Raw genomic sequence first — 12435 nt, 5'->3', positions numbered from 1 at the left:
GCGCGCTTTATTTGCAAAATTGCAACGATGGAGGGCGCGGCGAATGATTTGCGACGCCTGCAGTGATGTTGACCCGTCTTACGACAGGAGTGGGCTCGCAGGATCTGCGCCAGGCCGCCAAACGCAAAAGCGACCGCCTGTCGGCCAAGTCGCCACGGATGTCGGACGAAATTCAGTGGTCCGCATTCAGCGGACGGATGCAGCGATCGGAACAGGCGCGGGCCGAGCGGCGAGGACGCTTAGAGGTCCTGCTCGTAGCGGACGTAGGGCACGGTGCCCTCGTCCTTGTCGCCGTTGTTCGGCGCGAAGGGGTTCTTGCCGCGGGTGACCACGTTCTCGGCACCGACCGTGAGCTGTCCGCTCCACGGCGTGCGCCAGGTCAGGCCGACGCCCAGGCCTTCCCACTGGCCGGGCTGGCCGGGCGTGTCGACCACGCGGCCGACGATGTTGGCGCCGAAGTTGCCGTAGCCGGCGCCGATGGTGAGGCTCTTGCTGTTCCAGCGGTCGGCCAGGGTCGGCATTTCGCCGGCCGGGATCAGGCGCGCGCGCGCCCAGGTGCCGCCGATGGACACCGTCGCTTCGCGGCCGATGTTCTTCTGGCCGTAGACGGTGAGGGTGTTCTGGTCGAGCTTGCTGTTGCGGCCGTTCGGGCTGAGCCAGGCGGGCAGGCTGTCCTTGGCGTTGCCCAGGGTCAGGCCGATCTTGCCGCCGGGGCGGGTGAGCGCGGCGCCGGCGGTGAGCTGGCGCGCGCTGCGGTCGGCGTCGTCGTCCAAGGCGGCGAGCATGCAGTGATTGGCGAGGTTGCCGATCGCGCCGGCCAAGCCGGTCTTGCGGTCGCAGACCAGGCCCAGGGTATCGCCTGCATCCAGGCCGAAGGCCGCATCCAGCGAATTGCTGCCCACGCGCCAACGCGCACCGGCCACCGGTGTGGCGGTGGGTTCGAGCTGGAGCAGGTATTCGACCTTGCCGTTGGCGTTCCAGACCGGCAGATACGTCGCTTCCGCGCGCTTGGACGCTTGCGCATGCGCGCCCGATGCCGCGCCGAGGGCGAGCATCAAAGCGAGCGATAGGCGTAGCGAGCGTGCGTGCATGGTGACGATACGACCGGGCGGAGCCGGTCAAGTTCCCCTAGAACCTTGGAGCGATCATAGACGGTTTATGTTTATTTAACAAACCGCGACGCCGGTGTGAAGGTTGCTATTGCAACCGCTCCGGGGCCTCCAGTTCGGCCGCGGCCACCGCGAACAGGCGGCCGATCTCCTCGCCGTTGAAGGTATAGCTCTGGCCGCAGAATTCGCAGCGGATCCGGGCCTCGCCGTCGCCGGCCTCGGCCGCGGCCTGGGCCTCGTCCTGGCCCAGGGACACCAGCATGGCCGCCACCCGCTCGCGCGAGCAGGAGCAGGCGAAGCTCAGCGGCTTGCCGCCCAGCAGCTGCACCCCGTCCTCGTGGAACAGCCGGGTCAGCAGGGTTTGGGTGTCCCAGGTCAGCAGTTCGGCCGGCTGCAGGGTGTCGAACAGGGCGCCGACCCGGGCCCAGCCGTCGTCGTCGCCGGCGTCGCCGGGCAGCTTCTGCAGCATCAGGCCGGCCGCGTGCCGCTCGTCGGCCACCAGCAGCAGCCGGGTCGGCAGCTGCTCGGACTGGCGGAAGTAGTCCTCGAAGGCGCCGGCCAGGGAGTCGGCCTGCAGGGCGACCAGGCCCTGGTAGCGGGCCGGCTCGCGGCCGTCGCCGGCGCGCGCGCCGACCGGCGGGTTCTCGATGGTGATCGCCAGTACCGCGTCCGGGCCGAGCTCGCGCAGGTCGCGCGAGACCGGGCCGCCGTCTTCGGCCAATTGGGCGATGCCGCGCAGGGTGCCGGCGGCGGTGCACTCGGCGAACAGGGTGCGCAGGGCGCCGGAGCCGCGCAACTGCACCGACAGCCGGCCCTCGACCTTGGCGTGGCCGGTGAACAGCGCGGCCGCGGCGGCGGCCTCGCCCAGCAGTTCGGCCGCGGCCGGCGGGTAGTCGGCGCGCTCGCGGATCTGCGCCCAGGTGCGGTCCAGGTGCACGCGCACGCCGCGCACGCCGGCGCCCTCGATCAGGAAGCGGGTCAGGCGGTCGTGGTCGGCGACCGGGCCGGGGCGGGGGGAGCTGGAATCGTTCATCGGCGGGACTCGTGCGGCGGCGCGCGCGCTTGATGCTTATCCGATAACGGATAATGCGCGGGACCGTGTGAAGGGGAGACCGGCAAGATGGGGATGGAGTGCGCGCTGTGCAAGTCGTGACCGAGGGCGCCGCCGCGCCGCCGCCCAGGCGCCGCCGTCGCTGGTTGCGCTGGCTGATGGCCCTGCCGTTCCTGTGGCTGGCGGCCACGGTGCTGCAGGTGGCGGTGCTGCGTTTCGTCGACCCGCCGTTCAGCGCCTTCATGGCCGCGCGCCAGGTCCAGGCCTGGGGCGAGGGCGAGCTGGGCTTCCGCGTGGCCTACGACTGGTGCGACCTGGAGGACATGTCGTCCAGCGTGCCGGTGGCCCTGGTCGCTTCGGAGGATCAGAACTTCGCCGAGCATTTCGGCTTCGATCTCAAGGCCATCGAGAAGGCGCGCAAGAACAACGCCCGCGGCCGCAAGGTGCGCGGCGGCAGCACGATCAGCCAGCAGACCGCCAAGAACCTGTTCCTGTGGAGCGGCCGCAGCTGGGTGCGCAAGGGCATCGAGGCCTGGTACACGCTGCTGATCGAGGCGATGTGGCCCAAGCACCGGATCATCGAGGTCTACGCCAACATCGCCGAGTTCGGCGACGGCGTGTACGGCGCGCAGGCCGCGGCGCGCACCTATTACCGCAAGGACGCCGCGCGCCTGGGCCCGGCCGAGGCCGCGCGCATGGCCGCGGTGCTGCCCAACCCCAAGCGCTACAGCATCGCCCGCCCCGGCCCCTACGTGCAGCGGCGCGCCAACGCGATCCAGCGGCAGATGCGCTACATCGGCGGCAACGGCTACCTCAAGCAAATCGATTGAACCGTGCGCGCGGGCGCGCCGCTATGATGCCGGGCATGAATCGCGAACTGCTCACGGTCGTCGTCGCCGCCTACAACGAGGCCGAGAGCCTGCCGCTGTTGCAGCCGCGCATCGCCGCGGCGCTGGACGCGCTGGCCGGCGAGGGCGTGGACGGGCGCGTGCTCTACGTCGACGACGGCAGCCGCGACCGGACCTGGGCGGTGCTGCAGGACCTGGCCGCCGCCGATGCGCGTATCGGCTTGCTGCGGCTGTCGCGCAACTTCGGCAAGGAGCTGGCGCTGACCGCGGGCCTGGACCGGGTCGAGCGCGGCGGCGCGTTGATCCTGGACGCCGACGGCCAGGATCCGCCGGAACTGATCGGGCAGTTCGTGGCCAAGTGGCGCGAGGGTTACGACGACGTCTACGGCACCCGCCTGGAGCGTGAGGGCGAGGGCTGGCTCAAGCGCAGCACCGCGCACGCGTTCTACCGGGTGATCGGGCGGCTGTCGAAGACGCCGATTCCCGCCGACACCGGCGACTTCCGCCTGCTGTCGCAGCGCGCGCTGGAAGGCCTGCGCCAGCTGCGCGAGCGCCACCGCTTCATGAAGGGCCTGTTCGGCTGGGTCGGCTACAACCGGGTGGCTTTGCCCTACCACCGCGAGGCGCGCGTGGCCGGGGCCAGCAAGTTCAATTTCTGGCGGCTGTGGAACCTGGCCCTGGAAGGCATCACCAGCTTCTCCACCGCGCCGCTGCGCCTGGCCACCTACCTGGGCCTGGCCACCGCCCTGCTGGCCTTCGGTTTCGGCGTGTGGGTGGTGGCCAAGGCGCTGCTGTGGGGCGACCCGGTCGCGGGCTGGCCGACCATGATGTCGGTGATCCTGTTCCTGGGCGGCGTGCAGCTGATCGCGCTGGGCCTGATCGGCGAGTACCTGGGCCGGCTGTACGAGGAGTCCAAGCAGCGGCCGCTGTATCTCGTCGACACCTGGTTGCCGGCGGCAGGAGTATCCTCGGGGCCATCCTCGGAACTCGGGGCCCTGCCCCCGTCCGCGCCGGAAGGAGAAGGCCATGCGTACCGTGCGGCAACTGCTCGAAGCGAAAACCCCTGAAGTCTTCGCCATCGGCCCGGACGCGCCGGTGATCGACGCGATCCGGCTGATGGCCGAAAAACGCATCGGCGCGGTGCTGGTGATGCAGGGATCGCAGCTGGCCGGGATCCTGTCCGAGCGCGACTATGCGCGCAAAGTGGTGCTGCAGGGTCGCTCCTCGGCCGACACGCCGGTGCGCGACATCATGACCGCGCAGGTGGTCAGCGTGGGCCTGGACGACAGCGCCGAGCGCTGCATGCAGATCGTCACCGAACGCCGCATCCGCCACCTGCCGGTGCTGCAGGGCGCGCAGGTGATTGGCGTGGTCTCGATCGGCGACCTGGTCAAGGCGGTCATCGAGGATCAGCAGCTGGAGCTGGATCAGCTGCAGCGCTATATCGCCAGCTGAGCTCTCGCCGGCATCCCGCGCGCTCTGCCAACAGCGCGCGCTACCGACAGCGTTGTCATTCCAACATCGTCATTCCGGCGAACGCCGGAACCCATTTTGATCTTGCTCTGGCGTTCCCCCGCAAGCGCAGCGGAGCGAAAGCACAATGGGTTCCGGCTTTCGCCGGAATGACGGGTAGGGGTCGAGAGGTCGGGGTATTAACGCGATCCCTTCAACCCTGCGCGTTCATTGCAGCGCACGCCCGCCGCAATCCGCATCGCGACCCGGCCCCAACTCGATCGTCGCCAGCAGCGCCGCCGGCGGCGCGATCGTGCCCAGCGCCAGCGCAGCCGCACCGCGCAGGCCCAGGCGCGCGTAGTCGGGCTTGGCGCTGGGTTGCTTGAACGTGCCGGACACCTTCAGCGGCGAGCGCAGGCTCAGCAGGCTGCGGTCCTTGGGCCGCGCGCGCAGGGTCAGGTCCAGGCGCTCGTTGCGCAGGTCGATGTCGCCGTTGCCGACCAGCAGGGTGTCGCTGGTGTCGAAGGCCAGCGCGCGCGTATGCATCACGCCCTGGCGCACTGCGAAATCGCCGAAGGCGCAGCGGATCGGAATCTGGCGGTCGTGGGTGAGCTTGAACTTGAGGATCTCGGCCAGGTCGATGCCGGTGAACTCCATCAGCAGGTTGCTGATCCGGCCCGGGCCCATGCCCACGGCCACGTCGCCGTCGCTCGTGCCGAGCATGTCGGCCACCGAGTTGCCGCGCCCGCTCAGGGCGATGCGGCCACCGACCTTGCCGATCGCGTCGCGCGCCAGTTCCACCTTCGGCATCAGCTTGGCCAGGGTCAGTCCGCGCGCGTCGATCTCGGCGCGGGTGGCGATGGGCGCATTGCGCGCGTCCATGCGGATGTTCGAACGGATGCGGCCGTCGGCCACGCCGAAGTCCAGCGGCTGCAGGCGCAGCAGGCCGGCTTCCAGCAGCAGGTGCGCGTCCATGTCGTCGATCGGCCAGCCCGGCGCCTCGATGCGCTGCGCCTTCCAGCGCACGTCGGCATCCATCGCCCGCAGCTTGTCCAGACGGTAAGGCGTGTCGGGCAGCAAGCGCGCGCTGGCGTCTTCGCGCGCGGCCAGCGCGGCCAGTTCGGGGTTGGTGGTCTCGCCCTTGCCCGCAGTGGGCGCGGCGCCGACGAAGCCGGCCAGGTCGTCGAAGTCCAGCAGGCGCGAACGCAGGTCGGCGCGCAGGTAGGGGCGCGCGCCGCCGGTCTCGACGCTGGCGCTGCCGGCCAGGTCGCTGTCGCCGACCTTGCCGGTGAAGCCGTCGTAGTGCCAGGTGGTGCGCGCGCCGGCGATGTCGCGGGTCAGGCGGCCGTCCAGCGCATACGGCGGCGTGGGCGGCGTGGCCACGCCGATCAGCGGGTAGAGGTCGGCCATGTCCTGGCCCGATAGCGCCAGGCGCAGATCGAAATCGCGCAGGCGCAGCGGGTCCAGCAGGGTGCCGCGCGCATGCGCGCGGGTGGCGCCGGCGCTGGCGCGCACGTCCAGCCGATACGGGCGTTCGCGGTTCTGGAGTTCCAGCGGCGACTCGGCGCGGCCCTGCAGGGCGAAGCGGTTGCCCTTCCAGCGGCCGCCGCCGTGGGCGGCGATCGCCGGCAGCGCGTCGCCGGCCTTCGGCGCCAGGCTGTCCAACTGCAGGCGGATGTCGGTGCGCGCGGCGTCTTCCTGGTAACCGAACTCGCCGCGTTCGATCCAGACCCGGCGGAACGCCGGTAGTTCGCCGCCGCCGCCGCCGAAGTTCCAGTTGCCGCCGTGGCGCGCATCGCGCTGCAGGTACAGGCGCGGGCGAGTCAGGCGGATGTCGGGCACGCGCACATCGCCGCGCAACAGCGGCCACAGTTCGATATCGAATTGCAGGCGATCGGCCGCGGCCATGGTCGGGCGCTGCGCCCACTTCGCATTGCCCAGGCGCACCGCATCGGCGCGAATGGTGGGGCGGCGCCAATCCAGGTCCACATCCAGGTCGCCGCCGATGTCGAACTCGCGGCCGGTGCGCGCCTGCACCTGGCGCTCGACCGGTCCGCGCAGCCAGTTCCAGTCCCACAGCAGGATCAGCGCCAGCAGCGCGAGCAGGAATGCGCCCAGCGTGGTCAGCACGGGATGCGCGCGCAGCGCGCTGAAGGCTCGCCGTGAACGGGGCGCGCCGGAGTCGGCGCCGGGCTGGATCGCATTCATCGGATCGTCGCGGCGTGCCGCAGGCGCGGCGGTACCGCTTGAGTGGCAGGTGGCCCCACCATCCTCAGCCAGCGGTAAAGCGAAGGTGAACCTGTTGGGTAGCGTTCAGCCCAGCGTCCACTGCGAGGGGATCACCTGCGCCATCACCGAGATGTAATGGCAGATGCTGCCGCCCAGCACGAACATGTGCCAGATCGCGTGCGAGTAGGGCAGCGAGGGGCGGTGGTAGAACACCGTGCCCAGGGTGTAGCAGGCGCCGCCGGCCAGCAGCCAGCTCAGGGTCCAGGCGTCGAGCGCGCCGATCAGCGGCTTGATCGCCACCAGCACCAGCCAGCCCATGGCGATGTAGATCGCGGTCGACAGCAGCTTGAAGCGGCCGGTGTAGAACAGCTTGAACACGATGCCGGCGAAGGCCAGCGCCCAGATCGCCGCGAACAGACCCCAGCCCCAGGGCCCGCGTAGGCCGATCAGGGTGAACGGGGTGTAGGTGCCGGCGATCAGCAGGTAGATCGCGCAGTGGTCGAACACCTTCAGCCGCGCCTTGGCCACGGGGTGCTGGATCGCGTGATACAGGGTGGAGGCCACGTACAGCAGCAACAGGCACAGGCCGAACACGATCGCGCCGGCCAGCTGCCAGCCGTCGCCGAACAATGCGGCCAGGGTGATCAGCACCGCGCCGCCGGCCAGGGCGGCGGTCGCGCCCAGGCCGTGGGTGAGGGCGTTGGCGATTTCCTCGCGTACCGAGGCGGCGGCGTGCGCGGGGGCGGCCGCGGCGTCGCCGGGGACGTAGGTGTCGCTGCCAGGGCCTGCGCTGTGCATCGTTGCAGCATCCTCGGGCGGGTTGGAGCAAATGCTCGGAACCGGGGCGCCGGCCTGCGGCGCTGTCGTAGGATAGGACGATCTTCGGGGCCTGTTCTTAAAGAATCCTTCGACCTTAACGCATGATCATCTCCCATCAGCACCGCTTCGTCTTCGCCGCAATTCCCAAAACCGGCACCCATTCGGTGCGGCAGGCGCTGCGGGCGCACATGAGCGAGCAGGACCTGGAGCAGGTCGGACTGTTCGTCAACAAGCGCTTCCCGTTCGAGGAGCTGGCCGCGATCAAGCACGGCCACATCACCCTGGACCAGATCCGCCCGTTCCTGGGCGAGCAGGCGTTCGCCGACTATTTCAAGTTCGCCTTCGTGCGCAATCCCTACGACCGCTTCGTTTCCTACTGCGCGTTCATGACCCGCGCCGACGGCGCCTTCCTGCAGCGGCCGCAGTCGGTGATGCGCTACATGCTGTTCGAGGCGCGGCCGATGCAGCACGTGCTGTTCCAGCCCCAGCACACCTTCGTCACCGACGCCGAGGGCCGGGTGCTGGCCGACACGGTCGGCCGGGTCGAGGACATGCAGGCCTCGTTCGACGCGATCTGCGACCGCCTGGGCCTGCCGCACGCGCAGCTGGGCCAGGTCAACAGTTCGCGCCGCGGCGCCTACCGGGACTACTATGACCAGGCTTTGATCGACGGCGTGACCGAGCTGTACCAGCGCGATCTGGAACTGTTCGGCTACTCGTTCTGACCCTGAGGACGCCACGCAGATGAACGCGACTCCCCGCCCCGCCGCCTTCGCCGGCCCGCTCACGCCCAACCCGCGCAAGACCACCTCGGTGCGTCAGCTGGGCCAGGTCGACATCGCCGCGCTGCGCGCGGCCGTGCTGGCCATCCCCGAGGCGCAGTGGGACGCGGAGAACGCCGACAAGCCCAACCGCTTCGAGGCCTTGGACAAGACCCGGCACATCGTGTTCCGCTTCGTCAGCAACTTCCAGGATTGGCGCCAGTCCTACGACCGCCCGCTGTGGGCGCAGTGGCGCGAGCTGCTGGAGCCCGTACTGGCGCAGGCGGTGCGGCCTTACGGCTACGCCAACGCCGAATTCCCGCGGGTGATGCTGGCGCGGATGGCGCCGGGCGGCGTGATCAAGCCGCACCGCGACGCCAACCCGGCGGCCAAGTGGCCGCACAAGATCCACGTGCCGCTGCTCACCAACGAGCAGGTCACCTTCTTCGTCGATGGGGTGGGCTACCACTTCAAAGAGGGCCAGGCGGCCGAGGTCAGCAACATGGCCGTGCATGCGGTGGAGAACGCCGGCGACAGCGACCGCATCCACCTGATCTTCGAGTATTACGACCGCGACCAGCCCGAGCCGGACTGGCTGCCCAAGGGCTGAGCCGCGCCGGCGGCAGCGCGCCGGACGGGCCGCGGGTCCGCACCGGCCGTACGGGCGGACCCGGTCTTGCCTGATGCCTTAAGCGGCCGGCGCCTGCGCGGCGGCGGCCATGTCGGCCATCGACGGCATGCCCATGAAGATCAGCACCGCGCCGATCACGCACAGCAGCAGCGGAATCTTGTTCTGGCCGAAGTTCATGATCGCGAACACCAGCGCGACCAGCGGGATCAGCAGCGACCCCAGTCCCCACAACACGCTCTCGCGGAAGGCGTTGACGACGATCCACAGCCCGCCGATGACGCTGAGCGCCAAACCCAATAGATACATTGCATTCCCCTTGCTGATTGGTGGCCGCGGCCCCCCGGCCGCGGTGCACCGATGCTAGCCGATTCCCCGGCGCAAATGTGATCGGCTAGACGGTTTAACGGCGGCCGCGCACGCGGCTCATTCCAGGGTGTTGAGCCGGCGCACGCGCCGCAGCCGGCGCAGGATCTTGTGCGGGCGGTCGAAGCGGTATTCCTCCACTTCCACCAGCAGGGCGCAGCCCTCGCCGAAGGCTTCGAGCATGGCATAGAGGCGGCCGTTGCCCTCGAAGGCCAGCCAGCGTTCGCCGTCGCGCACCACCTTGATCTGCGACACCGAGGGGATGATCTCGGCCAGCGCGGCCAGGTCCAGGCGGCCGCGCGCCAGCAGTTCCTCGCGCCGCGCGGCCAGTGCCTGGGCGCGTGCGCTGGTGGCCTGCCGCGCGTTCTCGCGGTCGATGCGGTGGATCGGCGCCAGCGCGTGCAGCGGCACCAGGGCCTGGGCCTTGTCCCCGCGCAGGCGGTGGATGTCCAGGATCACCTTGGCCATGTAGGCGTCCTTGTAGTCCAGCGCGGCGACTTCGCTGCGCTTGCTCAGCAAGTAGGACCACCACTGGCGCAGCAGCGACATCAGTCCAGCGCCACCGCGTGCGCGTGCTCGCGCGTGGCCAGGAACTCCACGCCCGGCGCGCGTTCCTGCGCCAGCTGCAGGTTGACCCGGGTCGGCGCCAGGTAGACCAGCTCGCCGGCCGCGTCCACGGCCAGGTTCAGCGCGTTCTTGTCGCGGAACTCCTCCAGCTTCTTGGCGTCGCCGCAGCGGATCCAGCGCGCGGTGGCCACCGAGACCTGCTCGAAACTGGCGTCCACGCCGTACTCGTCCTTGAGCCGGTAGGCGACCACGTCGAACTGCAGCACGCCCACCGCGCCCAGGATCAGGTCGTTGCTCATCAGCGGGCGGAAGAACTGGGTCGCGCCTTCCTCCGACAACTGGGCCAGGCCCTTCTGCAGCTGCTTGAGCTTGAGCGGATCGCGCAGGCGCGCGCGGCGGAACAGTTCCGGGGCGAAGTTGGGAATGCCGGTGAACGACAGCGCTTCGCCTTCGCTGAAGCTGTCGCCGATGGAGATCGTGCCGTGGTTGTGGATGCCGATCACGTCGCCCGGGTAGGCGGTCTCGGCGATCTCGCGGTCGCTGGCCATGAAGGTCAGCGCATTGGCCAGCTTCACTTCCTTGCCGCTGCGCGCGTGGAAGGCCTTCATGCCGGCGTTGAACTTGCCCGAGCAGATGCGCATGAACGCGACCCGGTCGCGGTGCTGCGGGTCCATGTTGGCCTGGATCTTGAAGACGAAGCCGCTGAGCTTGTCCTCGTCGGGCCGCACTTCGCGCGTGGTGGTCTCGCGCGGCTTGGGGCTGGGCGCGTGCTCGACGAAGAAGTCCAGCAGCAGCTGCACGCCGAAGTTGTTGACCGCCGAGCCGAAGAACACCGGGGTCTGCTCGCCGGCCAGGTACCTGGCTTTGTCGAACGGATGCGAGGCGCCCTCGATCAGTTCCAGTTCCTCGCGCAGCTCGGCCAGCATGGCCGCGCCGATGCGCTGCTCCACGCCGGGATCGTCGATGGAGGCGAAGATGGTCGAGTCCTGGCGGGTGAAGTTGCGGCCGGGCTCGTACAGATGCACTTCGCCGCTGACCAGATGGACCACGCCCTTCAGGCGCTGGCCCATGCCGATCGGCCAGGTGATCGGCGCGCACTGGATGCCCAGCACCGATTCCACTTCGTCGAGCAGGTCGATCGGGCTCTTGCCCTCGCGGTCGAGCTTGTTGACGAAGCTCATGATGGGGGTGTCGCGCAGGCGGCAGACCTCCATCAGCTTGATCGTGCGTTCCTCCACGCCCTTGGCCACGTCGATCACCATCAGCGCCGAGTCCACCGCGGTCAGCACGCGGTAGGTGTCCTCGCCGAAGTCGGCGTGGCCGGGGGTGTCGAGCAGGTTGACGATGCGGCCCTCGTACGGGAACTGCATCACCGAGGAGGTAACCGAGATGCCGCGCTCTTTTTCCAGCGCCATCCAGTCCGAGGTGGCGTGGCGCGCGGCCTTGCGGCCCTTGACGCTGCCGGCCATCTGGATCGCGCCGCCGAACAGCAGCAGTTTTTCGGTCAGCGTGGTCTTGCCGGCGTCGGGGTGCGAAATGATCGCGAAGGTGCGGCGGCGGAGGGCTTCTAGGGAAACGTCGGACATGGCGACGGCGCGCACCGGGCGCGCCAGGAGGCTGGGAGGTGGGCGGGGATTATAGCCGGTGGCGGGGCAGGGCTTGGCCACGGGGCTTCTGCCTGCGCCCTCAAAGCCCGCCCGAAATCCGCAGCGGCCCCGCCGGCCCGGTCATCCGGAACGGGATCGATTCCAGCCGCATGCCCCGGTTGACCTGCACCGCGAAGTGCAGGTGCGGCCCGGTGGTGAAGCCGGTGTTGCCCGACAGCCCGATCTGCTGCCCCGCGCGCACGCGCTGGCCGACCCGGACCAGGGCGCCGTCGGCCTTGAGGTGGGCGTACAGGGCCATGCTGCCGTCGTCGTGGACGATGCGGACGAAGTTGGCGCGGCCGCCGTACTTCTCGCGGTTGAGCCCGGCCTTGTCGAAGTCCGACTCCACCTGCATGACCACGCCCTCGCGCGCGGCCAGCACCGGGGTGCCGATCTGCGCCGCGAAGTCCACCGCGTAGCGGTTCTCCGGGTCGGTGTGGCTGAACTGCCCGCCGTAGCCCTGGTCGATGCGGAACGAGGGCTGGCGCAGCGGCAGCAGGTATTCCACGTTGAGCGGGCGCGCCTGCGGATCGCCGGGCAGGCTTTCCATCTGCAGCTCCACGCCGCGGCCGGAGTCCTCCGGGCTGAGCACCGCGACCAGGGCGCTGGAGCGCGCGGCCACGGTCGCGCGCGCCGGCAGCAGGGAGGCGCCGCCGCCGAAGTTCTGCGAGTAGTCGACCTTGACCTCGATCGGGCCGGACAGGTGGTTGTCGGCATAGGCCAGATAACGGCTGCCGTCGCTTTCGATGCGCAGCCGCGCGATCGCGCCGGGTTCGCTGCGCACCGGGATCACCTTGACCTCGGACGGCGGCGCGGCGTCGGGCACGTGGTCGCCGTAATGGGTGATGCCGCTGCGGTCGGTCCAACGGTAGATCTTGCCGGCATGCGCCTGCGGCGCGGCGGCCACAGCCGCCACGCACAGCGATACGGCCAAGGCGCCCAGCCCCCGGATCATGCGG

Annotated in this window: 13 protein-coding genes; 5 read left to right on the top strand and 8 right to left on the bottom strand. The window is 69.7% G+C overall.

Annotated features, from left to right (window positions below; all coding sequences use genetic code 11):
- Window positions 1-239: 239 nt before the first annotated feature.
- Together DX914_RS10330 and hslO are read right to left on the bottom strand one after the other, a co-directional pair.
- On the bottom strand, window positions 240-1055 hold the full coding sequence (locus DX914_RS10330) for an XOO1806 family protein (RefSeq protein ID WP_196778860.1): 816 nt from the start codon (window positions 1053-1055) through the stop codon (window positions 240-242).
- A gap of 142 nt (window positions 1056-1197) precedes the next feature.
- Window positions 1198-2142 carry an Hsp33 family molecular chaperone HslO gene (gene hslO / locus DX914_RS10325; protein WP_115858888.1) on the bottom strand — a complete coding sequence of 315 codons (945 nt, stop codon included), beginning with the start codon at window positions 2140-2142 and terminating at the stop codon, window positions 1198-1200.
- Window positions 2143-2249: 107 nt separating this feature from the next.
- Between hslO and mtgA the strand changes: the two genes are divergently transcribed.
- Genes mtgA through DX914_RS10310 form a run of 3 tightly spaced genes read left to right on the top strand, consistent with a single transcriptional unit; the run spans window position 2250 to window position 4463 of the window.
- Complete coding sequence (mtgA, locus tag DX914_RS10320) at window positions 2250-2990, top strand: monofunctional biosynthetic peptidoglycan transglycosylase (protein WP_269204244.1); 741 nt, start codon at window positions 2250-2252, stop codon at window positions 2988-2990.
- 35 nt (window positions 2991-3025) lie between these two features.
- A complete protein-coding gene (locus tag DX914_RS10315) occupies window positions 3026-4075 on the top strand; it encodes a glycosyltransferase family 2 protein (RefSeq protein WP_115859218.1) in 1050 nt (349 codons plus the stop codon).
- Window positions 4035-4463 carry a CBS domain-containing protein gene (locus tag DX914_RS10310; RefSeq protein WP_115858887.1) on the top strand — a complete coding sequence of 143 codons (429 nt, stop codon included), beginning with the start codon at window positions 4035-4037 and terminating at the stop codon, window positions 4461-4463. The genes DX914_RS10315 and DX914_RS10310 overlap by 41 nt, the downstream gene beginning before the upstream one ends.
- 225 nt (window positions 4464-4688) lie before the next feature.
- On the opposite strand, the gene DX914_RS10305 is transcribed toward DX914_RS10310, so the two are convergent.
- Both DX914_RS10305 and trhA read right to left on the bottom strand, forming a co-directional pair.
- Window positions 4689-6668 (bottom strand): AsmA family protein, encoded by a 1980-nt coding sequence (locus DX914_RS10305; protein WP_115858886.1) that lies wholly within the window; start codon window positions 6666-6668, stop codon window positions 4689-4691.
- A 105-nt stretch (window positions 6669-6773) separates the two neighbouring features.
- On the bottom strand, window positions 6774-7487 hold the full coding sequence (gene trhA / locus DX914_RS10300) for a PAQR family membrane homeostasis protein TrhA (RefSeq protein ID WP_115858885.1): 714 nt from the start codon (window positions 7485-7487) through the stop codon (window positions 6774-6776).
- 122 nt (window positions 7488-7609) lie between these two features.
- On the opposite strand from trhA, the gene DX914_RS10295 reads away from it, so the two are divergent.
- Together DX914_RS10295 and DX914_RS10290 are read left to right on the top strand one after the other, a co-directional pair.
- Window positions 7610-8233, top strand: a complete 624-nt coding sequence (locus DX914_RS10295) for a sulfotransferase family 2 domain-containing protein (RefSeq protein ID WP_115858884.1) — start codon at window positions 7610-7612, stop codon at window positions 8231-8233.
- A gap of 19 nt (window positions 8234-8252) precedes the next feature.
- Entirely contained in the window at window positions 8253-8879 is a 627-nt protein-coding gene (locus tag DX914_RS10290; protein WP_115858883.1) for an aspartyl/asparaginyl beta-hydroxylase domain-containing protein, read from the top strand.
- Window positions 8880-8957: 78 nt separating this feature from the next.
- Here DX914_RS10290 and DX914_RS10285 read toward each other — a convergent pair whose 3' ends face one another.
- The 4 genes from DX914_RS10285 to DX914_RS10270 all read right to left on the bottom strand — a co-directional run bounded on the left by DX914_RS10285 (window position 8958) and on the right by DX914_RS10270 (window position 12431).
- Window positions 8958-9206 carry a hypothetical protein gene (locus DX914_RS10285; RefSeq protein WP_115858882.1) on the bottom strand — a complete coding sequence of 83 codons (249 nt, stop codon included), beginning with the start codon at window positions 9204-9206 and terminating at the stop codon, window positions 8958-8960.
- A gap of 117 nt (window positions 9207-9323) precedes the next feature.
- Window positions 9324-9812 carry a hypothetical protein gene (locus tag DX914_RS10280; RefSeq protein WP_115858881.1) on the bottom strand — a complete coding sequence of 163 codons (489 nt, stop codon included), beginning with the start codon at window positions 9810-9812 and terminating at the stop codon, window positions 9324-9326.
- Window positions 9812-11416, bottom strand: a complete 1605-nt coding sequence (locus tag DX914_RS10275) for a peptide chain release factor 3 (protein WP_115859217.1) — start codon at window positions 11414-11416, stop codon at window positions 9812-9814. Before DX914_RS10275 ends, DX914_RS10280 begins: the two co-directional genes overlap by 1 nt.
- A 100-nt stretch (window positions 11417-11516) precedes the next feature.
- Window positions 11517-12431: a peptidoglycan DD-metalloendopeptidase family protein gene (locus DX914_RS10270; protein WP_115858880.1), complete on the bottom strand. Its 915-nt coding sequence runs from the start codon at window positions 12429-12431 to the stop codon at window positions 11517-11519.
- Window positions 12432-12435: the final 4 nt, after the last annotated feature.

The organism is Lysobacter silvisoli (assembly GCF_003382365.1).
Lineage (GTDB): Bacteria > Pseudomonadota > Gammaproteobacteria > Xanthomonadales > Xanthomonadaceae > Lysobacter > Lysobacter silvisoli.
This window is presented reverse-complemented; position numbering and strand designations above follow the sequence as displayed.

Coding starts and splice junctions, on each gene's coding strand:
- DX914_RS10275 (WP_115859217.1), bottom strand. CDS start 11,416: ATGTCCGACGTTTCCCTAGAAGCCCTCCGCCGCCGCACCTTCGCGATC.
- DX914_RS10270 (WP_115858880.1), bottom strand. CDS start 12,431: ATGATCCGGGGGCTGGGCGCCTTGGCCGTATCGCTGTGCGTGGCGGCT.
- DX914_RS10285 (WP_115858882.1), bottom strand. CDS start 9,206: ATGTATCTATTGGGTTTGGCGCTCAGCGTCATCGGCGGGCTGTGGATC.
- DX914_RS10315 (WP_115859218.1), top strand. CDS start 3,026: ATGAATCGCGAACTGCTCACGGTCGTCGTCGCCGCCTACAACGAGGCC.
- DX914_RS10280 (WP_115858881.1), bottom strand. CDS start 9,812: ATGTCGCTGCTGCGCCAGTGGTGGTCCTACTTGCTGAGCAAGCGCAGC.
- DX914_RS10310 (WP_115858887.1), top strand. CDS start 4,035: ATGCGTACCGTGCGGCAACTGCTCGAAGCGAAAACCCCTGAAGTCTTC.
- DX914_RS10305 (WP_115858886.1), bottom strand. CDS start 6,668: ATGAATGCGATCCAGCCCGGCGCCGACTCCGGCGCGCCCCGTTCACGG.
- DX914_RS10295 (WP_115858884.1), top strand. CDS start 7,610: ATGATCATCTCCCATCAGCACCGCTTCGTCTTCGCCGCAATTCCCAAA.
- DX914_RS10330 (WP_196778860.1), bottom strand. CDS start 1,055: ATGCTCGCCCTCGGCGCGGCATCGGGCGCGCATGCGCAAGCGTCCAAG.
- trhA (WP_115858885.1), bottom strand. CDS start 7,487: ATGCACAGCGCAGGCCCTGGCAGCGACACCTACGTCCCCGGCGACGCC.
- DX914_RS10290 (WP_115858883.1), top strand. CDS start 8,253: ATGAACGCGACTCCCCGCCCCGCCGCCTTCGCCGGCCCGCTCACGCCC.
- hslO (WP_115858888.1), bottom strand. CDS start 2,142: ATGAACGATTCCAGCTCCCCCCGCCCCGGCCCGGTCGCCGACCACGAC.